The sequence below is a fragment of the Paenibacillus sp. FSL H8-0283 genome (assembly GCF_045040675.1).
Lineage (GTDB): Bacteria > Bacillota > Bacilli > Paenibacillales > Paenibacillaceae > Paenibacillus > Paenibacillus amylolyticus.
In genome coordinates this window covers 2048201-2072447 of record NZ_CP150295.1, presented here as the reverse complement: position 1 = coordinate 2072447, position 24247 = coordinate 2048201, and the positions used below count along the sequence as shown (strand labels likewise).

At 45.5% G+C, this 24247-nt stretch carries 20 protein-coding genes; 4 read left to right on the top strand and 16 right to left on the bottom strand.

Annotated elements, in window-relative coordinates; genetic code table 11:
• Positions 1–124: 124 nt before the first annotated feature.
• Positions 125–2020: a PrkA family serine protein kinase gene (locus tag MHI52_RS09510; RefSeq protein WP_036669848.1), complete on the bottom strand. Its 1896-nt coding sequence runs from the start codon at positions 2018–2020 to the stop codon at positions 125–127.
• A gap of 361 nt (positions 2021–2381) precedes the next feature.
• Here MHI52_RS09510 and MHI52_RS09505 point away from each other — a divergent pair, with 361 nt between their 5' ends.
• On the top strand, positions 2382–3227 hold the full coding sequence (locus MHI52_RS09505) for a DUF2161 domain-containing phosphodiesterase (protein ID WP_127544391.1): 846 nt from the start codon (positions 2382–2384) through the stop codon (positions 3225–3227).
• A 111-nt stretch (positions 3228–3338) separates the two neighbouring features.
• Here the strand turns inward: MHI52_RS09505 and MHI52_RS09500 are convergent, their stop codons facing one another.
• The 3 genes from MHI52_RS09500 to MHI52_RS09490 all read right to left on the bottom strand — a co-directional run bounded on the left by MHI52_RS09500 (position 3339) and on the right by MHI52_RS09490 (position 6172).
• Positions 3339–3965, bottom strand: coding sequence for an FMN-dependent NADH-azoreductase (locus MHI52_RS09500; RefSeq protein ID WP_036610012.1), 627 nt, complete (start codon positions 3963–3965; stop codon positions 3339–3341).
• 190 nt (positions 3966–4155) lie between these two features.
• Complete coding sequence (locus MHI52_RS09495) at positions 4156–5379, bottom strand: PLP-dependent aminotransferase family protein (protein ID WP_036610015.1); 1224 nt, start codon at positions 5377–5379, stop codon at positions 4156–4158.
• 136 nt (positions 5380–5515) lie between these two features.
• The gene (locus MHI52_RS09490; protein WP_017689577.1) at positions 5516–6172 is read right to left on the bottom strand and encodes a response regulator transcription factor; all 657 of its coding nucleotides are present in this window, start codon (positions 6170–6172) and stop codon (positions 5516–5518) included.
• A 439-nt stretch (positions 6173–6611) separates the two neighbouring features.
• Here MHI52_RS09490 and MHI52_RS09485 point away from each other — a divergent pair, with 439 nt between their 5' ends.
• On the top strand, positions 6612–7022 hold the full coding sequence (locus tag MHI52_RS09485) for a uroporphyrinogen-III C-methyltransferase (RefSeq protein WP_017689578.1): 411 nt from the start codon (positions 6612–6614) through the stop codon (positions 7020–7022).
• Entirely contained in the window at positions 7019–8083 is a 1065-nt protein-coding gene (locus MHI52_RS09480) for a phosphodiester glycosidase family protein (RefSeq protein WP_405158920.1), read from the top strand. Before MHI52_RS09485 ends, MHI52_RS09480 begins: the two co-directional genes overlap by 4 nt.
• A 298-nt stretch (positions 8084–8381) precedes the next feature.
• Here the strand turns inward: MHI52_RS09480 and MHI52_RS09475 are convergent, their stop codons facing one another.
• From MHI52_RS09475 to MHI52_RS09450, 6 genes are all read right to left on the bottom strand, one after another.
• A complete protein-coding gene (locus tag MHI52_RS09475) occupies positions 8382–9398 on the bottom strand; it encodes a LacI family DNA-binding transcriptional regulator (protein WP_282322110.1) in 1017 nt (338 codons plus the stop codon).
• Between the two features lie 77 nt (positions 9399–9475).
• Positions 9476–11641 (bottom strand): beta-glucosidase BglX, encoded by a 2166-nt coding sequence (gene bglX / locus MHI52_RS09470; protein ID WP_405158919.1) that lies wholly within the window; start codon positions 11639–11641, stop codon positions 9476–9478.
• A 98-nt stretch (positions 11642–11739) separates the two neighbouring features.
• Positions 11740–13335 carry an ABC transporter substrate-binding protein gene (locus MHI52_RS09465; protein WP_076252415.1) on the bottom strand — a complete coding sequence of 532 codons (1596 nt, stop codon included), beginning with the start codon at positions 13333–13335 and terminating at the stop codon, positions 11740–11742.
• Between the two features lie 52 nt (positions 13336–13387).
• Entirely contained in the window at positions 13388–14290 is a 903-nt protein-coding gene (locus MHI52_RS09460) for a carbohydrate ABC transporter permease (protein ID WP_036610027.1), read from the bottom strand.
• Positions 14291–14308: 18 nt separating this feature from the next.
• Positions 14309–15268: an ABC transporter permease gene (locus MHI52_RS09455; protein WP_405158918.1), complete on the bottom strand. Its 960-nt coding sequence runs from the start codon at positions 15266–15268 to the stop codon at positions 14309–14311.
• 11 nt (positions 15269–15279) lie between these two features.
• Positions 15280–16044, bottom strand: coding sequence for an alpha/beta hydrolase family protein (locus MHI52_RS09450; RefSeq protein ID WP_076318319.1), 765 nt, complete (start codon positions 16042–16044; stop codon positions 15280–15282).
• 473 nt (positions 16045–16517) lie between these two features.
• Here MHI52_RS09450 and MHI52_RS09445 point away from each other — a divergent pair, with 473 nt between their 5' ends.
• A complete protein-coding gene (locus MHI52_RS09445; RefSeq protein ID WP_405158917.1) occupies positions 16518–17435 on the top strand; it encodes a serine hydrolase domain-containing protein in 918 nt (305 codons plus the stop codon).
• A gap of 101 nt (positions 17436–17536) precedes the next feature.
• Here MHI52_RS09445 and MHI52_RS09440 read toward each other — a convergent pair whose 3' ends face one another.
• The 6 genes from MHI52_RS09440 to MHI52_RS09415 form a co-directional block, all read right to left on the bottom strand.
• Positions 17537–17791, bottom strand: a complete 255-nt coding sequence (locus MHI52_RS09440) for an AbrB/MazE/SpoVT family DNA-binding domain-containing protein (RefSeq protein WP_036610032.1) — start codon at positions 17789–17791, stop codon at positions 17537–17539.
• Between the two features lie 167 nt (positions 17792–17958).
• Entirely contained in the window at positions 17959–18426 is a 468-nt protein-coding gene (gene trmL, locus MHI52_RS09435) for a tRNA (uridine(34)/cytosine(34)/5-carboxymethylaminomethyluridine(34)-2'-O)-methyltransferase TrmL (RefSeq protein WP_017689589.1), read from the bottom strand.
• Positions 18427–18565: 139 nt separating this feature from the next.
• A complete protein-coding gene (gene serC / locus MHI52_RS09430; protein ID WP_076252731.1) occupies positions 18566–19654 on the bottom strand; it encodes a 3-phosphoserine/phosphohydroxythreonine transaminase in 1089 nt (362 codons plus the stop codon).
• A gap of 397 nt (positions 19655–20051) precedes the next feature.
• Positions 20052–21476, bottom strand: coding sequence for a type I glutamate--ammonia ligase (glnA, locus tag MHI52_RS09425; RefSeq protein WP_340032324.1), 1425 nt, complete (start codon positions 21474–21476; stop codon positions 20052–20054).
• A 414-nt stretch (positions 21477–21890) separates the two neighbouring features.
• Positions 21891–22955 (bottom strand): 3-deoxy-7-phosphoheptulonate synthase, encoded by a 1065-nt coding sequence (aroF, locus tag MHI52_RS09420; RefSeq protein ID WP_036610039.1) that lies wholly within the window; start codon positions 22953–22955, stop codon positions 21891–21893.
• A 280-nt stretch (positions 22956–23235) separates the two neighbouring features.
• Complete coding sequence (locus tag MHI52_RS09415; protein ID WP_315371544.1) at positions 23236–24189, bottom strand: 4-hydroxy-3-methylbut-2-enyl diphosphate reductase; 954 nt, start codon at positions 24187–24189, stop codon at positions 23236–23238.
• Positions 24190–24247 lie beyond the last annotated feature (58 nt).

The window sequence follows — 24247 nt, the reverse complement described above, 5'->3', positions numbered from 1 at the left end:
TTAACCTTATTTGTCAGCTTTTTAGACTAATATGACCTTCATGTAATTAAAAAGGCCCTGACCCTGCTGTGAAGGAGCCTCACAACAGGCATCAGGAGCCTGATCCGGAATGGTTCGTTGCCGATTAGCGATTAAGCAGACTACCCACATAACGTAACAGTTCATTCGCGCTGGCTGCGGTGTATCCATGTTCCTCAATTAAACGTTTAATGACTTCATTCATACGTTTCAATTGTGTTGCATCCGGTGTTTTGGTTGAGGTTGTGATCTTGACAATATCTTTCAGATCGGTGAACAACTTTTTCTCAATCGCTTCACGCAAACGGTCATGGCTGCTGTATTCGAACTTGCGCTCCTTGCGGGAGTATGCCGAGATTCGGATCAGAATCTCTTCTCTGAACGCTTTCTTTGCATTCTCGGAAATCCCGATCTGTTCCTCAATAGAACGCATCAAACGCTCATCCGGGTCCATCTCTTCATCCGTGAGCGGGTCACGCATCTTGGACCAGTTGCAGAATGCTTCAATGTTATCGAGGTAATTCTCAAATAACGTTCTTGCGGATTCCTCGAATGAGTAAACAAATGCTTTCTGCACTTCCTTCTTGGCCAGTTCATCATACTCCTTGCGTGCAAGAGCAATGAAGTTCAGATAACGCTCCCGCTCTTCCTTCGTGATCGAGGCATGTTGGTCCAGACCATCCTTGATCGCCCGCAGAATATCCAGCGCGTTAATGCACTGAAGATTTTGCTTAATCAAAGCACTGGAGATCCGGTTAATGACATACCGTGGATCAATGCCGGACATCCCTTCATCCAGATACTCATTTTGCATCTCGCGCAGATCAGCTTCTTTGTATCCTTCCACTTCTTCACCATCATACATGCGCATTTTTTTAACGAGATCCATGCCTTGTTTCTTCGTTTCCTTCAAGCGGGTAAGTATGGAAAAAATGGCTGCAGTCCGCAGTGCATGCGGTGCAATATGAACATGCTTCATGTCACTTTGCTGAATGAGCTTGGCATAGATTTTCTCTTCCTCGGATACCTTCAAGTTGTACGGAATCGGCATGACAATCATCCGGGATTGCAGTGCCTCATTCTTCTTGTTGGAGATAAAAGACTTATACTCCGATTCATTCGTATGCGCCACAATCATTTCATCCGCACTGATTAAGGCAAAACGTCCCGCTTTGAAATTTCCTTCCTGCGTGAGCGACAGGAGATTCCATAGGAATTTCTCATCACATTTCAACATCTCCTGGAACTCCATTAACCCACGGTTCGCCTTGTTCAACTCCCCATCAAAACGATAGGCACGTGGATCGGATTCGGAACCAAACTCCGTAATGGTGGAGAAGTCGATACTCCCCGTCAGATCGGCAATATCCTGTGATTTCGGATCGGATGGACTGAACGTTCCTATTCCCACGCGATTATCTTCGGAAACAATGACCCGTTCCACCGGTACCTTGCTGATATCACCACCATATTCGGTACGGAGTCTCATCTGGCAGGATGGGCAAAGGTTACCCTCAATACGGACTCCAATTTCCTTTTCCACTTCAGGACGAAGCTCCAGCGGAATCAAATGCAGCGGTTCCTCATGCATCGGGCATCCATCAATGGCGTATATGGCACCTTTCTCTGTCCGCGAGAACTGTTCAAGCCCCCGCTTCAGCAGCGTCACCAGCGTCGATTTCCCTCCACTTACAGGACCCATCAGGAGCAAGATCCGCTTCCGTACATCCAGACGGCGTGCAGCCGAGTGAAAGTATTCTTCAACCAACTTTTCAATCGAACGGTCCAGCCCAAAGATCTCCTGTTCAAAAAACTTGTACCGCTTATGCCCACCTACTTCTTCCACCCCAAACGATTCAATCATCTCATACACTCTGGCGTGAGCCGTCATTGCCGGAGTCGGGTCCTCTCTCAGCAGTGCAATATAATCTTCAAATGTTCCGTTCCATGTCAAACGGTCACTCTCTGCCCGATGTTCCGCAACGCGTTCAAAAATATTCATGCTTGGTACCTCCCATGGCTCCTTTAGTGTGATTGTCAACCATTCCGAATGGTATGAAGAAATCAATAGAATTGCGGCTCCTGCTTGAATACCAATCTTGCGGTCCTGTGTAGTCCCGCCACCCTCTGTCCAAACGTCTTGTTTTGTTGTGAAAAGTGTATTACATACCTATGCGGCAATTCGGATAAGTTGACCTCTTTTTTTCAATCAACCGCTTCGAATTTTGGCTTTTCCCTGTTCTATCAGACATCTTGTGCCTTCAGAAAAAAAAGAACGAATATGATATAATGAGGGTTCTAAATTCAGGAAACCGGACAACACATGGTCAGAGACAGGCCACTTCTGGAAAGGAGCACGGACGATGGCAGTGAAATACGAAACCGAATTATATTCTCCTGTGAAGGCTTTTTTCGAGCAACGTGGCTTCGACGTCAAGGCGGAAGTCAGACATTGTGACCTCGTCGGAGTCAGATCGGACCAGGACGAACCACTCATTGTGGAGATGAAAAAAACATTTAACCTCTCCTTGTTGCTGCAGGGCATGCAGCGCTTGAAACTTAGCCCGTTCGTGTATCTGGCCGTCGAGCGCAATCGCAGTAAACGCGGAGCCGTGAACCAACGCTGGAGCGAACTGACCGCACTATGCAGACAGCTCGGTCTGGGGCTGCTGACTGTCACATTTTACAAAACCAAAGCTCCCCTGATTGATGTATTGTGCGAGCCCTCCGCCCTGATCCCCCTCACTGGCCCCAATCAGGTTGCCCGTAAAAGCGGTGTTCGGCGGAAACGATTGCTCAAGGAATTCGACGAACGCAGCGGAGACTACAATACGGGAGGCAGCACACGAAGACAGCTGGTCACAGCATATCGTGAGAAGGCTTTGCGTGTCGCATCCGCTCTACGGACGAACGGAGAAGCCTCTCCGGCCAACCTTGCCAGACAGACAGGCGTAGGTTCTGCCGCAGCAATTCTGCAAAAAAATTATTATGGCTGGTTTGAACGCCTCTCCCGTGGAAAGTATATTCTGACGATTAAGGGAGTACAGGCGTTAACCGAGCATGCACACATGCTTGAGGATAATGATATGATTGAACGAACCATTAATGAACTCGATGTAACGTATTCTGTATCTGGTGAAAATAAGGACGACCTTGCACACATTGCTGAAGCAGCAGAAGCTTACTTAAAAAATACAGGCCATGTCTGATATGGAATCACTCGAAGTAAGTGATATGAAAAATGAGAATGCAAAAAAAACACCTGTAATCTCCACTGGAGACTACAGGTGTTTTGATGTGTTCTATATAGAAGATTGTTATTAGAATTTTACTGCTACTTCGGAAGCCAATTTCAGACCTGCAGTAACGATTTCTTCAGCACGATCTGCAGAAGCGTTATGTCCTTCAACGATAACCACTTCAGGGTTTTGAATGCCCCACAAGCCAAGAACTGTTTTCAGGAAGTTCAGGGACATTTCAGCAGCTGCCATTGGGCCTTCGGAATAAACGCCACCACGTGCGTTAAGCAAAGCTACTTTTTTGTCGCCAGCAAGTCCTACAGGACCTTCAGCAGTGTATTTGAATGTTTTACCAGCTTGGCTCAGGTAAGCAATGTAGTTTACCAATGGAGCTGGAACAGTGAAGTTCCACAGTGGGAATGCAAATACAACTTTGTCAGCTGCCAGGAATTGATCTTGCAATTGTGCTGCAAGTGAAGCTGCTTTTTGCTCGTCAGCTGTCAGTTCAAAACCGTTAGCTGCTTTGTAAGTACCTGTGATAGCAGTGTTACCATAGAATGGGAATTCTGTATTGTAGAGATCCAACTCAGTAACTGTGTCACCTGGGTGGGACTCTTTGTATGCGCTCAAGAATGCATCGTACAATTTAACGCTGACTGCTTGATCTGCAGGACGGTCATTTGCTTTAACAAATAAAATATTAGACATGTTGAATTTTCCCCCGTTAAATAAAATATATGAGTGCTTTTCCTGAACTGGCCACCATTGTAGCTTATATAAAGAAACCAACAACTCATTAATTCATATTATATATAAAAATGTTAGTGGATGCAATAACGTAATCACTTTGGTCATGAACCAATTTTAATTTTTGCTACAAAATCTATTTTGATCTGACTTAGCTACGAGCCGTAAATTCGGAAATGGCTTCACTGATCAGGTTCATGCCAAGTAGCAATTCATCACGGCCCGGATGGCTAAAGTTCAATCGGATGTAACGTTGATCCTGTACACCTGTGGAGCATAGTGATCCAGGAAGAAAGGATACACCTTTGGGCAAAGCCGCTTTAAGCAGAGCGCCACTATCCAATCCTTCCGGCAACTGTACCCACAGATACATTCCGCCCTCAGGGATATTGTACTGACACCCTTTCCAGCCCGGCCTCTTCAACAGTTCAAGCATCAGTTTGAGTCTTGTCTTATACTCCCGGTTCAACATGGATAAGTGATCACTCCAACGAAAAGGGGAATGAGCAAGCAATTGATATAACAGCCGCTGATTCATCGGACTGGACTGACCATCTGCAATTCGTTTAACCGAGGCCATTGCCTGAATCAGCGCAGGATGTCCAGCGGCCCATCCGGTTCGAAGAGCGGGCGCTACTGTTTTGCTGAATGAACCAATGTAGAGAACATGTCCACCCTGATCGGCAGTATCCAGTGCAAAGAGTGAAGGATATTTACGATAGAATTCCGTTGGCTCAAGGCCATCGAAATGGAGCTCTCCGTAAGAATCATCTTCCACAAGCAGTACACCATAGCGCGAACACAGCTCAAGGACTGCCTCCCGCCGCTCCATACTCCACAAAGCACCGGTCGGATTCGAGAAACTGGGTGCAGCAAAAAGCAGCTTCGGTCTAACCTGCTGCATGTGATGCTCTAAAAGGTCTGGCAGTATGCCGTCCCGATCACCCATTACGGGCACAATCTTGGCTCCTTGCATCTCCAGAACCTCAAGACAGCCTGGAGATGTGGGATGTTCAACCAGTACAGAATCTCCTGGCTCAAGCAATAGACGCATCACCAGATCGATGGCCTGCTGGGTACCAGTGGTCAACAGAATCTGCTCGGGTACCGTTCGTATGCCTTTGCGTGCATTCCAGTCTTTGTTCAACCACTCTCTTAGGGGTGTGTAGCCTGCTGGCTCTCCATATTGCAATGCGGAAGGGCCTGAACTAAAGACAGACACCGCCGCTTCTTCCAACAATTTGAAAGGAAACAACTCCTCCGCAGGCAATTCTTCCGCCAGAGAAATGAAATAATCCCTGCCAGACATCTCACGTATATCCCTCAGTGGTGATGACAAAAGCCTGTTGGTACGGGAAGCAAAGAAATATTTCATCGATCCGTTCCCCTTTCGTCCCTATTCCGAAACTGTACTCGCAGTCCGCAGCCCTACAACCTATTCCTGCTCACCATCGAATATGACCGGATGCATACCGAACTGTTGTGATCATGGGAAGAACAGACCTGTTTCGTCAGGATCCCGTCTTCACTTGTCTTGCATGCAAGGCATAACGTTCAATGGCCTGTGCTCTACTGCTCACTTCCAGCTTCACGTATATTTTACGCAGGTAATTATCAATGGAACGTCTGCTAACGTTGATCTCATTCGCTATTTTATCATAGGTTACACCCTGAACAATTCTTTCCATGATAAAAGTTTCGGTTTCTGTTAATTCAATGACACGTGCTTCTGTCGGAGACTCCACAGGTTGCGCCCACTCCGCACTGTTTAACCACGACAATGGAATGGACACATGGCCCTCACGCAATCCAGAGATCAGATGAATCAGCTGGCTAGGGGAAGCCTGTTTGGATAACATGCCGCTTGCACCAAGGCTCATCAGATGACGAAACAGCTTCACATTGTCTTCATCCGTCAAAATAATGATGTGACTGTGAGCTGACAGATTCTTCATCTGGGCAATATATTGATCTGCCTGACCTTCCGGAAGACGATAATCCATCAGAATCAGATCAGGCTGGTGAATATTCACCAGATCGAGCCCTTCTGTTCCGGTCGAAGTCATACCACGTACCGTCAGATCTTGCTGCTCTTCCAAAATCAATTTTGTACCGAGCATGCTGGTGGGGTGGATATCTATGATGACCACCTGCCATACTTTTTTCATTGTTGTTCCCCCTGTTATGTATTGGACAAATAACTTTTAAATTCTGTCATGATGATTTCATCGTCTATGCGACAATCCGAGTATAGAAGAAGCATAGGTCGGATTATGTCGAAAAACAGAAAAATACAGGAGGAAGCCGATAAAAAAGCTCTATTTTCACTGTATTTTGTTATAAAAACACCATGACGTCCATCTTTCCATCCCCGGAAAGGTCAAAATATAGTATAAATTTCCTGCATTTCTATCTAAAAAAGTCGAAAAACCTGCCCAAAGTTCCTACTTATTGCATCTATAAGAAATTGTATCCTAGGACTTCCTTCCGATGCAATCTCTTTTTACTCTATTAAGTAAAGAATTTCATTTTTGCGTAATCAATAGGGGCATGATAGAATGAGGACTGGAAATTTTTTTGTACCTATAAATGACCAGGAGTGATGATATGAAACCATCTGCCCCGTCCTCTGACATCCATCACACCCGGAGCGCCAAAGGCAAGGCTGGATCTTCAATCAAGCTGTTTCTGGTAATGTGGATTGTTCTCATTGCACTAGGAGTCGTTGGAACCTACTATTATAGTAACCATCTCCAGCAACAGATGATTAACCAGCTTCAAGCCCATAATCAGCAGCAGATTGCAGCGCTAAAAACCGACTACGAAAATCAGCTAACAACGATATCAAAGGAAGTAGAAGACCTGCAGGGACAGGTTCAATCCTTCAATGAATTGCTGACTTTCACCAAGGATAATGCAAGTGACAAAACGGATAACAGCAACAAACTGTATACCCAGCTGAGCGAAGTCAAAAAACAACTGGAGACACTCCAGAAAAAGATGGACCTGCTCAAATGATTACACCCGTCAAACAGGTTAATCGTTTTTTTATGCTTGCACTCGCTCCTTTTGTTGGATTGATATTATGCCTGCTGCTGCTTCGTCCTCCACTTGAACCCGGAGGTTTGATGCCTACCGAACCGTCAGAGGATACGATTACACCCCGGACCCAAGCAATTAGCCAAGAGCTTGCGGGGGCAAAAGATGCTGCTGTCCAGACTTCTTCTTCTATTAAAAGAACGACACAGCTCTATAATAAAACAACAAGTACGATGTCTACACTTGTGCAGAAGGCTTCCACCCAAGCGGATCGTCCGGAAAAGATTTACAACAACCGGATTTCATCCAAGCTTGGCGTTCCATTTGAACGGGTAGACAGTGACCGGCTAACGATTGAAATGTACAGAGTGAATCCTGGCAGCTATAAGGGCTATGCCATGAAGATCAAGCTAAAAGACCCTACTGCCATGCAGATGGCTCTAGACAGTGAACCTGGGCGTTCTGAGACGACCATGCAGGCTGTGAAGCGTAACGGCGCAATTGCCGGGATTAACGCAGGTGGATTTGCTGACAGTGGGGGCAAACGTTATCCACTTAGCACAACCGTCATGGACGGGAAGTACGTGAACGGTTTTCAGGCCAGTTTCAAAGATCTGTTTTTTGTAGGACTTAACGATGCCGGTAAACTGGTCGGAGGCAAGTTCTTCGACAAAAACTCACTGGATCGCCTGCAACCACAATTCGGGGCTACGTTTGTTCCGGTGCTGCTACAGAATGGGCGGAAACCCCCAATTCCCGACAAGTGGAAAGTATCACCCAAACGAGCACCACGTACAGTCATTGGCAATTATAAAGATGATCAGTTATTGATTATTGTAGTTGACGGATATAATGAGGGCGGAAGTTCCGGTGCTACCCTTGAAGAGTTGCAAGGGCGATTGTACAAGCTTGGGGTGATTGACGCCTATAATCTGGATGGCGGTGGATCATCCTCGCTTATTCTGAATAATCGGGTTGTGAATAACCCTTCAGATGGCAGCCTCAGACCGGTTCCCACACACTTTTTATTTTACAAATAATAGGGTGAAGCATTTCTTTTCTACCTATAATGGTTATAATAGAAGAAAATGAGCTTGTGCAGGAGGTGCGAAGGGCATGTCATTTTCACTGACATTCTGGATTATTGCAATCGTATTGACTCTCTTCATTACAGGCATTCTCACTTCATCCTACAACAATGACAAAACAAAAGGCTTGTAAAGGCCAAGCCTCTCTCCGGAGAGGCTTTTTCTATTGCTTCATCCTCGAAATAACAAGAGACAAGGCTTAAAAGAATGATTCGATTCTTCTAAGCCTTGTCTCTTGCTGTATTCGGGATCAATAGCTAACCGCCCGGTCATTCCGCATAGATATAACCGAATCAGCCGAAATAGGCCCACTCACCGACCCACCCTCAACTAATGTCACATAAATTCGTTCATGATCAACGGGTTCTCCAGCAATAATTTTGATCAATTGTTCAGCAGCGAGCGATCCCCACTTGCGCTTGGAATAATCAATGCTTGCCAATCTCGGCTGGACGTATTTGCTCAATTCAATATTGTCGAATCCGATGACATCAATCTCTTGACCAACGCCAAGTGCACTGTCTGCCAGACGATCACACAAGCCAATAGCCATCTCATCATTGAGGCAGAATACCGCTGCAGGTCCATCATACACCTGCACAATCTGATCTGCGGCTTGTTCTCCACTACTCTTCTCAAAATCTCCCGTGATCTCAATCCATTCCACACCGGCTTCACGTTCTGCAACCTGTCTCACAGCCTTTAACCGCTGCACAGAGTCAAACGAACCTTCCGGTCCTGTCACCACGTAGATTTTCTTATGTCCCTGTTCAATCAGATGTTCCATCGCAAGTGTCGCCCCGGCTTTATTATCCAGCAGAACCTGATTAATATTGGGATGATCCATCTCACGGTCCAATACAACGATTTTGTGCCCACGATCGGCATACTGCATTAGTTCCTCACTTGCAAACGTATGATCCAGAATGATCGCACCATCAATCATTCTCTCTGGAAGCATACGATGGGATTGTTTACCACTGCACACGATCAGGTCATAACCTTGAGCATTACATACGGCTTTCATGCCACTCAGCAAGTCTCCATACACATCTCCTCTAAAATCGGTCAAGAATACACCTAGAATTTTGGATTCCCTCTTCTTCAGTGTTCTTGCTGCGGCATTTGGAACATAGTTCAGTTCTTTGGCAATGGCCAAAATTTTGGAACTCGTCTCATCGGTCACTTTGTTGCTGCCATTCAGCGCATATGACACAGTAGAGATGGAAACTCCCGCCTGTTTGGCGATATCCTTGATACTGACCACATTCTTCGCTCCCCTGTTATGTTCATCAGGCCTTCCATAACAAAAGGCCTGACACATTACTCTTTCCATTCATCAGATTAAACAAGTCTGAATGATTTCTTCTGAGTATCCCGACTGTTTGCACCCACAAGAATATGGAACTCGCCTCGATCACTGCGGTAGCTTAAGTCAGAATGGTGATAACGAAGCTGTTCTTCATTTAACGTAAACGTGGCTGTACCACTCTCGCCTGGCGCCAGTGCAAGCTTCACATATCCTTTCAGCTCACGCATAGGACGAACGACTTCACCCGTTACATCACGAACGTACAACTGAACGGTCTCCACGCCTGCGCGCTCACCCGTGTTTGTTACATGTACTTGAATGCTCAGGGACTCTTCGGTAGTCATCTCATTACTTGACACTTCAAGATCACCATAAGAGAACGAAGTGTATGAGAGACCATAACCGAACGGAAGCAAAGGTTCATTCGGGCTGTCAATGTATTTGGAGACATAACGTTCTTCCGTCTTCTCCGGGTTCAGTGGACGACCTGTATTGAAATGGTTGTAATAGACCGGAATCTGACCTACGGACTGCGGGAAGGACATCGTCAGACGTGCGGATGGATTCACTCCACCTGTCAGAACATCTGCAATCGCCGCTCCGCCTTCACTACCCGGGAACCAGGCTTCAAGAACGGCATCCGATTCATCGATTACACCATGCAGATCCAATGGACGGCCGTTAAAAATAACGCTGGCAATCGGTTTTCCCGCTGCTTTGAGCTGTTTAACCAATTCCAATTGGGCTGCTGGCAGACGAATATCCGTGCGCGAGCCACCTTCTCCACTCATCTCGGAGTCTTCACCAAGAGCAAGGACAATCAGGTCTGCTTTGCTTGCCACTTCCAGGGCTTCGGCAATCTGCTCAGCTGTAATCGTATGAACATTACTGCCTTGAGCAAATTGAACTTTCCCACCCGTCAGGCGTTCTTGCAGAGCTGTTCCCAACTTAACTGCATCTTCCTTAACTCCTTCACAGGACCACCAGCCCAAAATATCAGGACTCTGTGCAAAAGGACCAATAAGGGCTACATTAGCGTCAGGTTGAAGTGGAAGCACGCTGTCATCATTCTTCAACAGGACAGCTGATTTCGTTGCCAGTTCATACGATACCTGACGGTGCTCTTTGGAGAATACAATCTCACGTTCACGTTCAGGATCAGCTGCACGAAGTGGGTTATCGAACAATCCCAGCTTTTCTTTCAGTTGCAGAATTCGCAGAACGGCTTCATCAATGAGCTTCTCATCCACTTCACCACTCTCAATCAGTTCAGGCAAATGATGCACATAACAAGGTGTCATCATCTCCATATCTACTCCTGCGCGAATGGCACGATATGCCGCTTCACGATCATCTTCTGCAGCACCATGCGCAATCATCTCGCGAATGGAAGCCCAATCCGAGATTAACACACCATCAAAGCCCCACTCGTCACGCAAAATACCGCGCATTAACTTCTCATTGCCACTTGCCGGAATACCGTCAACCGTATTGAACGAAGTCATGACCATTTCCACGCCCGCATCCAACGCTGCTTTGTACGCTGGCAAATAGTACTCACGCAGGTTACGCTCAGACATGTCCACCGTATTGTAATCCCGACCACCCTCAGCCGCTCCATAAGCCGCAAAGTGTTTAACACAGGCTGCAAGACGATCTGGCTCACCCTTCAAGCTGTCGCCCTGATATCCACGTACAAACGCAGCCGCGAACAAACTGTTCAGATAAGGATCTTCTCCTGTCGTTTCCATCACACGGCCCCAGCGCGGGTCACGAACCAGATCCACCATAGGTGCAAAGGTAACATGCAAACCGGATACAGCTGATTCACGTGCTGCAATTTCAGCACTTTTCTCAGCCAGTTCTGTGTCCCATGAACAACCGATCGCCAGTGGAATCGGGAAAATGGTTTTGAATCCATGAACTACGTCAGCCATGAACAAAAGCGGAATGCCCAAACGGCTTTTTTGCATATAAGCTTGCTGTACATCAATGATGGCCTGCGCACCGGACAACCCCAGAATGGACCCACTGGCATCTACGGACTGCTCCGTAATTCCCATCTCTTCCATCGGCCCTGTGATCTGACCTTCAACATTTGTTCCTTCATAGAAGTTGGCAGTCAACTGAAGAAGCTGAGCTGTTTTTTCCTCCAACGTCATCTGTCTTACCAGATCTAGCAACTGCTCGTTATTCATCTAATCGTATCCTCCACTATAAGTTGTTGAAATAAAGAACCCGGCTGCGTTCGGGGAGAGACCGCGCACCGGGTTCAAAATTAATTACTGAATGATTACTAGAATTTATCGTTTAGCTCATCCAGATAAGGTTGAACCAGGGACATTTTACTGTTTACCCATTCTTTCCAGTTTGCCTCTAGATCTCCGTTTTTGAGGATCAAGTTGGCATATTCATTCTGGTAGTCAAATGAAGCCTGACTCTTAGCTTTGGAATCGTACAGGTTGACATCCCAATCGTATGGTGCAAGCGATTTGCCTTCTGTACCAAGTTTTGCTTTTTCTTCGAACAATTTCACGGCTCTATCACGGTAATCTTTTTTGATTGCAGGGTTTACAACACTGAAGTCGTCACCAAGCAGATAAAGACCTTCGAAACGAGCTGGATATTTATCTTCCAATACCGTTCCTTCTGGCAACAAGCTAACGAGTTCGTTGTTTTCATCATATTTCCAATCTTTTCCTTCAAAGCCCATGTTGATGAGCAACTGTCCTTCTTTTGTTGCGGAGTAATCGATCAGATCCATGATCCGTTCGAATTTCTCGTCACTAATGTCTGGATTGAAGATCAATGCAGACCAGAAGTTGGCTTGTTCCATGTTACGGTATTTACCGTCATCGCCTACTACGATTGCTGTGTGTACCAGTTCATCACTATCTACACCCAGATTTTTTTTCATATCGGAATCCAGACCTTGTCTGTAGGAAGCCAGTCCGCCCAGACTTGTTACAGCAGCTGTACCTGTTACTTTGAAGTTGTTTTGACCTTCATTGTTTTTCCATGTGTAGAACTCAGGATTGAGCAGTCCATCTTTATAGGCTTTTTGCATCAATTTAAGTCCTGTCAGCGTTTCAGGATCTGCTGGTCCCCAGTGGAATTGGCCATCTTCACCTTTGTAGAACGGAGAGTCAGTCATGGCATGCACACTGTTTGGCATAATCATGTTTGTCATAGCATCTGCCGCATTGTAGGACAGAGGTACAAGTTTGTTACCCACTTTGCCTGGATCTTTTTCTTTCACTAGCGCAGCATATTCATTCAATTCGGTTGTTGTATAAGCATCTTTCAGTTCAAAACCAACCGCTTCAGCCCAGTCTTTACGAAGCGCAATGACACCAATTTGGTTCGTGAGTGGGTCAGCCGGTTTGTTCTCGAAATAGATTGGTCTAGGCAGGACATATGTTCCACCTGTCAATTCTTCCAACTTGTCTCCAAGACCCGTCAAATTGTAAGCTGCTGCCACGTTAGGCCAGCGTTCTTTCCAGTCATCCGGGAATTTGTAGAACAAACCTTGTTCAATGCTGTTAATGGCATCGCCATGTACGTAGTTCCATACCGCTACATCCGGCAAGTCGCCAGAGTTGATCCACAGACGAAGCTTCTCGCCCCATGAATCCCAATCGATATAGTTGTAGTCCCATGTCAAATTAAATTTGTCTGTCCAGAACTTGTGGAAATCATTATCCAGGTTCCCGTTTTTGATTTCTGTCAGGTTAGCTACAGAGATGGTCAGGTTGTCTTTGTAATTTCCCTCTGCATCTTTTTCGTTACCACCTGAAGCTCCTTGACTGGAACAAGCGGTCACCATCAGCATAACTACACTAAGCGTGATGGCAAAGAGAGCTCTTACTGACAACTTTTTTTTCGTTTTCATGTTTTACCCCCATGTTTTTAGTAGAATTTTATTGCAAAATCCTATACGTATATCAGGTCTTGATTGCCCCTGTTAATACCCCTTTGGCAAAGTGTTTTTGCAGCATTGGGAAGAAACACATAATTGGTACCATGGTGACAAATACGGCCGCCATCTTCATACCCATTGAGAAGTTGCTTGCTTGGGCAGCATCCACACTGGATGCATTGGATGCATTCGTCGTAGATGTCACGATAATATTTCGGAGTACATTCTGGAGCGGTAACTGATCCGCTTTTCGAAGGAATATCATCGCATCATACCAACTGTTCCAGTAAGCTACACCGTAGAACAACGTGATTGTAGCCATAATTGGTGTAGCCAGCGGAAGAACAACGGAGAACAAAATTCTCCACTCTCCGGCTCCATCCAGTCTCGCCGATTCCATGAGTGATTCAGGCAAGGTGTAGAAGTAGTTCATCATCAGAATCATGTTAAACGCACTGAAGCTTCCCGCCAGGATAACGGACCACAGCGTACCTGTAAGATGAAGTGATTTCATGATCAGGTACAGCGGTACGATACCACCATTAAAGATCATGGTGAACAGTACCAGGAAAAAGAGAAATTTCTTAAACGGAAATTTGTTGCGACTAAGGCCATATGCCATGCTTGTTGTCAGGAACAAGCTGAGTGGCAAGCCGATGACTAGCAATATAATTGTATTTTTGTACCCCGTCAGAATCGTTCCGTCAGCGAACAATGCCTTGTAGGAATCCAATGTCCATTCTTTAGGGAACATCAAAAATGGATTGTCAGCATATTCTTTTTGTGTTGCAAACGAAATCATGATGACATTCCAGAACGGAATCAGGATCATCAGGGCAAGCACTAGTAATACGGCGAAAATAATGTAATCGAGAAGTGTCATTTTTTCTGTACCAATTCTCGGTTTTTTGTTAGCTTTCTTGCTCATCTCATTTTTCCTCCTCTCTTATCGGAACAAACCGTCTCCGCCAAGCCACTTGGCAAATCTGTCAGCAAGAAGCAGCAAGGCCATATTCACCAGGGAACGGAACAAGCTGACCGCTGTCGAGAATGAGAAATCGGTAGATGACTGGAACGTAATCCGATAGATATATACATCGAGTACTTCCGATACATTTTTGGTAGCGGCATTTGCCAAGTTGAAGATCTGGTCAAACCCGGAAGACATCAATCCACCAACCGAGAGAATAAACATGATTGTGATGGTTGGAAGGATGTTCGGCAAAGTAATTTTGAACATCTGTTGCATACGGGAAGCCCCGTCAATCTGTGCTGATTCATACTGATCCTGATCAATACCGGAAATGGCAGCCAGGAATATAATCGCGCCCCATCCACTTGATTTCCAAATATCAGTCAACAGCAACATGGGTACAAAGTTGGATTCAGACCCCAGGAAGTTAATCGTTGGCAATCCGAGTAATCCGAGCGCGCTATTTACCAGTCCGTCATATGCCAGCACATTGATGACTACCCCGGATACGATGATCCAGGAAAGGAAGTGCGGGAACGTAAGAACGGTTTGGAACAATTTTTTCCCTCTGCGCATCCGCAATTCATTCAGCAACAGTGCCAGAATAATTGGGAACGGGAACTGAATAATCAGTTTCAGAATATTGATGTACAGCGTACGCCATACTGCGTCGATAAAGGTTGGATCACGGAAAACATATTTGAAGTTCTCGAATCCGCTCCATGGACTTCCCCAGATGCCCAGGTTGGCCTTGTAATCTTTGAATGCCAGAGACAGGCCACCCATCGGCATGTAGGCAAACAGAATTAGCCAGACAAGCCCCGGAATAAGCAGGGTGTATGTCATTCGGTGCTTCCAGATTTCAGTCCAGAGCGAATTGCCCTTCAAGTTTCCCTTCAGCTTTTTGCTAGGTCCTTCGGCTGCAGGTTTCACATTGCATCTCCTCACTCTACTATGGTCTTGTCGTTGTACAGAAAATCAAACATCGTTCTCAGGTGGTGCTCCCAAAATCTCCATTCATGAGCCCCCGGCGTCTCCACATACCGAAAATCAAAGGCAGTCCCCTGCATGTATTTCGCATAGTCGCGATTCATCTCTACAAAGGGGTCACTATCGCCACAGCAACTGAGGATATCCGGTAAAGGAACACCCTGTTCCAGCAGCTTGGCCGACAGTGCGTAAATATCCTGATCGGCTTTTACCTGTAAACGTTCTCCAAAAACCGCTTTCATTTCCTTGATCATGGTCGCTGGCATATGGGGATCATGAAGCCGTGTCTGGATATCCGTTACGCCGGATAGAGACACTACTTTGCGATATCGCTCTGGATAAGTTAGTCCACATTTCAGTGCACCATATCCACCCATGGATAAACCGGCGACGTATGTTTTCTCCGGATCAGGATTCAGATTGAGCAGACGCTTGCATATTTCAGGTAACTCCTGAGTGATGTAGTGGAAGTAATTCAGGCCGTATTCCATATCGGTGTAATAGCTTCGATTCGCTTCCGGCATAATGATCGTACAGCCATATTGCGCTGCATACATCTCAATTGTGGTTAACCGCTGCCAGGTACTCGCATTATCGCCTGCCCCGTGCAACAGATATAGTGTACCGCCTGAAGTCTCTCCGGAGTCACTGGACACAACATGTATGCTGGTATTCATGCATAAGGTTGGCGATCCAGTTTCGATCGTTATATGTGCCATAAATGTAACCCCTCTCATCATCGCCTGCTGTCTTTACTCATTCGTTTCTCTGGCGTTGGATTGCAGGCTGTTGTAGATTCCCTTGTATTACGATGGGTTATCGAAACGATTTTCTCGAATCGTTTCAAAACATAGCCAACGTTGATTCACATGGAGTTCATTACAACACTTTTAATGTGGAAGCGATTTCTTCGAATCGTTTCGAATAAATCATAAGCCCGATGAGTAAATCCTGTCAATAACCTTTTTACAAATTTCGCGTTTTTTTCTCGAAAAAATGCTCTTTTAAGTCTAAATTTGCGTCCAAAGACACTATTATTACGAAAAAATGAAAATTTAGTAAGTACTATTACAACTTTAATTGACACCAAACCAGGTTTATACTAACATGGGTTCTGATTTTGCATTCGAATTACGGAAACGTTTCACCAACCGATTTTACTCAGGTTTCACCTGATATTAGGGAGGTTAATATGTCTGAGCAACTCAAAGGTTTCATTCATACGATTACGGAGCAACAATTGAACGTTTTTTCCATTCGCATATTACAAAAAGGGCATCTGCTTGCCCATTGGGACCGGGATAAGGATCAGCGCAGAGTACAACATTCCATCAGTAAATCCTTCACGTGTATGGCCGTTGGTCTTGCGCTTGAAGAAGGTCTGATACATCTGGATGCGACACTTGGTGATTATTTCTCTTATGATCATGTCCCGACTGCACAGCGCAATCTCCCATCGCCGCAGGAATTGAAACTAAGTGATCTTCTCCGAATGTCTTCGGGTCATGACTCTCCCCCTCTTTGGGCTGATGAGCGAGCTTCATTGACCGAAAAGGACTGGGCGAAATATTATATGTCTCTGCCTCTGGACCGGGTACCTGGAGAACAATTTACATATAGCAGCGGGGATACATTTATGATCTCAGCCATGCTACAGGCTGCTACCGGCCAAACCGTGAAAGATTACCTGACTCCACGGTTATTTGATCCGCTTGGCATCCATGATGTAGAGTGGGAAACCTCTCCACTCGGCGTAACGCTTGGCTGTGCAGGTCTTTGGATAAGCAATGAGGAACTGAGTCGATTTGGACAGTTACTGTTGCAGGAGGGCTTTTGGGAAGGCAGACAGATTGTACCTGCGGATTGGATTCGACAGGCTACGTCCCAGCAGATCGAAACGACTGGAGAAGGAGATTGGGGAAAAGGTTACGGGTATCAGTTCTGGATGTGTTCTCATGACGCTTACCGCGCCGATGGTGCCTATGGTCAGTTGTGTATCATAATTCCCTCAAAGGAAGCTGTCATATGTATTAATAGTGAGGAAGAAAATATGCAAGGCATCCTGAATGCCGTGTGGAATGAGGTTTTACCCCTTTACACCCAGCGTTAGTATACGTATTTTATCTTTTTTTCAAATTGCAATTATGCCATTCAATTGAGAATAAAACAAAAATAACGCCACGGGGTCAATGGACCCCATGACGTTATTTCTTATCCGTGTTGTGGAAGCTGAGTCATTTCATCTAAACATTGTGCGCATATGTAACGCTCTTTGAACTCGTTGACTTCCTCGATGGATCCGCAGAAAATACATTTTGGACGATATCTCTCCAAGATAATATGGTCCCCTTGTACTAAGATTTCTACAGGATCTCCCTCATTCATTTGATACCTTTTACGCAAAGATTTAGGCAATACGATCCTACCTAATTGGTCAACTTTGCGAACTACTCCAGCTGGCTTCATAGCTACGGCACACCTCTCCTATCTTACTCTAAATTTCTAGGTACATTTGTACTATGTTTATAGATTCGCCAAGATTTTGTCGAATCCTGCTGGAAATAAACATTTTTTGTCCTTTTTTTTGAAAAATGTTTTTTTTCCGAATTCTAGCCGTCATTTATAACCAAATTTTATCCTTCTAACCCCGGGAAATTGAGCTGGCGTAACGCTTCATATACAATAATTGCTGCCGAATTGGACAGATTTAATGATCTAACGTCACCAGTCATTGGCATTTTCATGCATGTATCGGGATTCGCAGCAATTAATTCAGGTGGCAGGCCTTTAGTCTCTTTACCAAAAACGAGGAAGTCCCCGTCCTGAAAATTAAAATCACTATATCGGTTCTTGGCCTTCGTAGTTGCATAGAAGAAACGACCTTCCGGATATTTTTCCTGAACCTCAGCAAATGAGTCGTGGTATTCAATATGGACAGCATGCCAGTAATCCAGCCCTGCACGTTTCAATGTAGCATCATCTGTTCGAAATCCAAGTGGACGTACGAGATGCAGATGGGTACCGGTTGCCGCACAAGTACGCGAAATATTGCCTGTGTTCGCCGGAATTTCTGGTTCAACCAGAACGATGTGTAAAGCCATATGTGTTCAATCTCCTTTTCATTTCATGTTGACGACAACCCTCTAATCTTAAAGAAAAGCCCTCCACACGTCAATGTGGAAGGCTCTGGTAAGGCACAGGATAAGACACAAAGGTCCATTACACCGTACCTATACTTAATTATCCATTTGTCTTCTGGAAGTGGCTCATGAAGTCTGTCAGTGCCTTAACACTCTCATAAGGAGCAGCATTATAAATGGAGGCACGGAGACCACCCACACTGCGATGTCCTTTCAGACCTACAAATCCTTCTTCCTCCGAAGCCTTGATGAACTTTTTCTCCAATTCTTCAGAAGCAAGACGGAAGGTTACATTCATGAGGGAACGATCTTCTTGTTCAACACAACCACGGTAGAAATCACCGGAAGCATCAATTGTGTTATAGAGCAATTCCGCTTTTTTCGTATTTTTTTGCTCAATACCAGCCAGTCCGCCCTGTTCTTCAATCCATTTCAATACTTCATTCACCATATAGACCGAGAAGGAAGGTGGCGTATTGTACAGGGAGTTGTTATCTACATGTGTGCTGTAACGAAGCATGGTTGGAATCGTTTTAGGCGATTCGCTCACTAGTTCCTCACGAGCAATTACAACCGTAATTCCGGATGGACCCAGGTTCTTCTGTGCACCCGCGTAGATCATGCCGAACTGATTAAGATCAAATGGTTTACAGAAAATATCACTCGACATGTCCGCAATCAGAGGTACTGAACCGGTATCCGGGAACGACTTGAATTGCGTACCTTCAATCGTTTCGTTCGAAGTCAGATGCACATAAGCCGTACGTTCTGGCAAACTCAGATTCGAAACATCCGGCAATTTCATAAATTTCTCTGCTTCCGAAGATGCAGCAACATGTGTCTCGCCGATCAACTTCGCCTCAGACAGAGCCTTCTTCGCCCAGCTGCCAGTCATCACGTAACTTGCAGTCTGCCCTGCGCCGAGCAGGTTCATTGGCAACATCGCGAACTGAGTGCTTGCACCGCCCTGCAGAAAGAGAACCTTGTATCCTTTTGGACTGCCTAGAAGCGACAACAACCGCTCCTGAGCTTCATTATGTACAGACTCATACACCGCTCCACGGTGAGACATCTCCATAATCGACATGCCTGTATTACGAAAATCTACAAATTCCGCCTGTGCACGCTCCAGTACCTCAAGTGGTAACGCCGCAGGTCCTGCATTAAAGTTATACGCTCTTTTTGTCACAAAATCCCCCGCCCTTTCCATCCGTAACTCTGACATACAAACAGCATTTTGCACAATTCGATTAGAATCGCTCACGGGTATAAGAGTTGGACAGGAAGAAGCATCCTGATCCAACCAACGTATAGACAAATTGAATCATTTTGATCTATATCTTACTTATTGAAAGTCGCTCTATGGATTTGTGCAAAATGCACTCAAAGTGAATATTATCGCTATGATATCAGTATTCTCTATCTGCTTCAAGGGTAATATGCACTGAAGTGTTGAATATAGGTCATCAAATTCCTTTATCACCCTGCAAAGTTAAAGCACTACATTGTTTAATTCAAGGAAAAGCCTCCGAGAGCGTGTCCCGGAGGCTTTAAGTTGGAAGAAGAACTGTTCCGACCCCGACCGATTAGCAGTCGAAGTAGAGGCTGTACTCGTGCGGATGAATGCGGATCGCTACTGCTTTCGCTTCATCACGTTTGAGGTTGATGTAGTTATCAAGGAAGTCTTTCGTGAATACGCCGCCTTCAGTCAAGAACTCGTTATCAGCTGCCAGAGCATCAAGTGCTTCTTCCAGGGAAGCTGGCACACTGCGGATGTTTTCTTTGTCTGCATCAGACAGGTCATAGATGTTTTTGTCGAGCGGACCATATCCAAGCTCAGTTGGATTGATTTTACGTTTGATTCCGTCCAGACCCGCCATCAGCATTGCGGAGAATGCCAGGTAAGGGTTAGCTGTGGAGTCTGGTGTACGGAACTCGATACGACAACCCTTCGGTGTCACAGCTGCAACCGGAATACGAACTGCTGCGGAACGGTTACCTTTGGAGTAAACCAGGTTTACTGGTGCTTCGTAACCAGGTACAAGACGTTTGAACGAGTTTGTACTAGGGTTAGTCAAAGCGATCAGTGCCGGAGCATGGTACAAGATACCTCCGATGTAGTGCAGTGCCATTTCACTCAGGTTAGCATATCCCGCTTTGTCATAGAACAATGGGGAATCGCCATCAAAGATGGATTGGTGAACGTGCATTCCGCTACCATTATCACCGAACAATGGTTTTGGCATGAATGTTGCTACTTTACCATATTGACGTGCAGTGTTGTGCACGATGTATTTGTATGCAAGCAGGTTATCTGCTGTTTTCTTCAGTGTATCAAAACGGAAGTTGATTTCGGCTTGCCCCGCTGTCGCCACTTCATGGTGATGACGCTCGATCGACAGGCCTGCTTCTTCCAATAGACGACACATTTCGCTACGAATATCTTGTTGTGTATCCACTGGCGCTACTGGAACATATCCACCTTTAGTGCGAACTTTGAAGCCCAGGTTACCGCCTTCTTCTTTGCGGTTAGTGTTCCATGAAGCTTCTTCGGAATCTACATAGTAGGAAGAGCTGTTCGTTCCGCTCTCATAACGTACATCGTCGAAGATGAAGAACTCGGATTCAGGTGCGAAGAATGCCGCTGTACCTACACCGCTCTCTTGCAAATAAGCTTCTGCTTTAACAGCGATGCTGCGTGGGTCACGCTCATAACGCTCGCCATCCGGAGTGAAGATGTCACACATAACATTCAATGTAGGGTGTGCAGTGAACGGATCGACATAAGTCGCTTCAGGGTCTGGCATCATAACCATATCGGACTCTTCAATTCCGCGGAAACCTTGGATAGAAGAACCGTCAAAAGCTACTCCATTTACGAACGTGTCTGCATCAACAGCCGAAGCTGGCAACGAGATGTGATGTGCACGACCAGCTAAATCTACAAAACGAAAATCTACCCACTCGATGTTGTTCTCTTGAATTGATTTCAATACGTTTTCAACCGACATGTATTCGTCCTCCCAAATATTCCGAACATTAAACAACCCCACTAAGAAAATGTCTAAATTCGAATTTTTTTCTGTCGTCATTATAAATTTTAAAACATGACATCGTCAATACTTATGTAAGGTATTTTTTGAAGGGATGTTAGATATACTCACACTTTATAAATAGCATAAATTCATATAACAACTATTTTCATATACATTTAACTGGTTTAATGCGGTAAAGCGACCCCTATTTTAACCTAAATCATGGGAAAAACTTCACATCATAAATGTTTCTTATCACTATTGATTAATAAATACGTTCAAAACTGCAAAATATGCAAAAAACCGAGCATCTATCTGATTCCGTTGCAATGAACGAGATCAGAGGAGATGCCCGGATGATGATCCAGACCTTGACTATAGAAATTTTTATTACACGCCTACACGTGCCGGGAAAAATTCTGCCGGTTGTTTGGCTGTGCTGAATGATTTACCCACGATTGGTGCCAATTTCTCCAGATCCTGCAACAGGTTAGCGAATTGGTCAGGGAACAAGGATTGCACACCATCTCCTGTCATGGAGTTATCCGGATCGGTATGCATTTCAATGATCAGGCCATTGGCACCCGCAGCAACGGAAGCTTTTGTCATCGGTTCCACCAGTTCACGTCGTCCAGTACCATGGCTCGGGTCAGAAATAACCGGCAAATGGCTCAGAGACTGCAGAACAGGGATTGCTGACAGATCCAGCGTATTCCGTGTGTAGGATTCAAACGTACGAATACCACGTTCACACAGCATAACATTTGGGTTACCACCCGCAAGAATGTATTCAGCCGCATTCAACAATTCATCGTATGTCGCACTGAAGCCACGTTTCAACAATACCGGTTTGCCACACTCGCCCAATTTGCGGAGCAGGTCAAAGTTCTGCATGTTACGTGTACCTACTTGCAGAATATCTGCGTACTCGGCGCAAATATCCACATACTCAGGTGTCATGACTTCTGTAATGGTCAGCAGATCATGTTTCTTGCCTGCTTCCGCCATCATGATCAATCCTTCTACACCCGTTCCCTGGAAGCTGTAAGGACCCGTACGAGGCTTAAATGCACCACCACGTAACACTTGCCCACCAGCAGCTTTCACAAGCCCTGCAATCTCATCAATCTGTGCAGCGGATTCAACCGCACATGGTCCGCCCATGACAACAAGTTCTTTTCCGCCGATATCTACACCTTTGATGGAGATCACCGTATCTTCCGGATGGAAGTCGCGACTTGCCAATTTGTAAGACTTCGAGATTTTAACGACATTCTCGACACCTTTCATTTGGCGAAGATGCTCTTGCATTTTAGGTTCAACTTTACCAATCAAACCAATGATAGTACGATCCTCTCCGCGAGAGATATGCACCTGAAGCCCTTCTTTTTCAATAACTGCAACGATATCCTGAATCTGTTCCTCCGGTGTAGCTTTGCCTGCAATAACGATCATATTAATTCCCATCCTTCCTTGTATGAGAGCACAATCATTTCTTAATGTGCGTCTGATTAAATTTAAAAACTCTGTCGCGCTTAAACGCTTGTTCGCTTTTAAGCTTTTATCCGTTAAAGTGAATATACCATAGTTATCTGATTGCGTCAAGGTACACATTCCTTATCCATATACAAAAAGAATCCTGCTCCGCAGGCTCCGACATTCGGATCTGCATAACAGGATTCTTCTCAATCACATCTCGTTTTTAATTCAGACTTACTTTTACATTTCCTTTGCCCTAAGGTGTACGTGTTTTTTCTCTAACTGGAGGCAACAGTTTGCTCATGTTCACGGTACGTTTGATCTCCCACGTCTCCGGCTTGTCATGTTCATACTGTTCCAGGTAAAGGATGACTTCTTTCGTGATCGGTGTTGGTGTTGATGCACCCGAAGTAACCGCCACCTTATTTACACCTTTCAGCCATTCTTGCTGAATCTCGGAAACATCAGATACACGGTAGGCCGTAACACCCGCAATCTCCTCCGACACTTGTGCCAGACGGTTAGAGTTATTGCTGCGAGGATCACCCACCACGATAACCAGGTCCGACTGACCTGCCTGTTCCGCAACAGCTTCCTGACGAACCTGAGTTGCAAGGCAAATCTCATTATGAATCTCTGCGCCCGGAAACTTCTCCAGCAGACGGCTCATAATGTGTTTGATATCCCACTGGCTCATCGTTGTCTGATTTGTAATAAGGATTTTGCCTGGAGATACGTTCAGCTCTTCGATCTCTTCTTCCTTCTCGATCAGGTGAACGAGATCTGGTGCAACACCTACGGCACCTTCTGGTTCAGGGTGATTCCTTTTACCAATATAGATGATCTGATAACCTTCTGCCGTCTTCTCCCGAATGAGATCATGGGTCTTGGTGACATCAGGGCATGTTGCATCCACTGTTGTCAATCCTTTGTCTCGTGCCAACTTGCGCACTTCAGGAGATACACCATGAGCTGTGAAAATAATCGTGCCACTCTCCACTTGGCTCAAAATATCCATCCGGTTCGGACCATCCAATGTAATAATACCTTCATCTTCAAAGGAATCCGTCACATGTTGGTTATGCACAATCATACCCAATATATAAATAGGTCGTGGTAAATCCAGATTGCGTGCCGCTTGACGCGCGAGCACCATCGCATCCACAACGCCGTAACAATATCCCCGCGGCGAAATTCGTAGTACTTCCACTTGGTTGCCACCCGCTTTCTTTCTCGGCAACGTTGCCGATGTAATTGCAGTCCTGTCT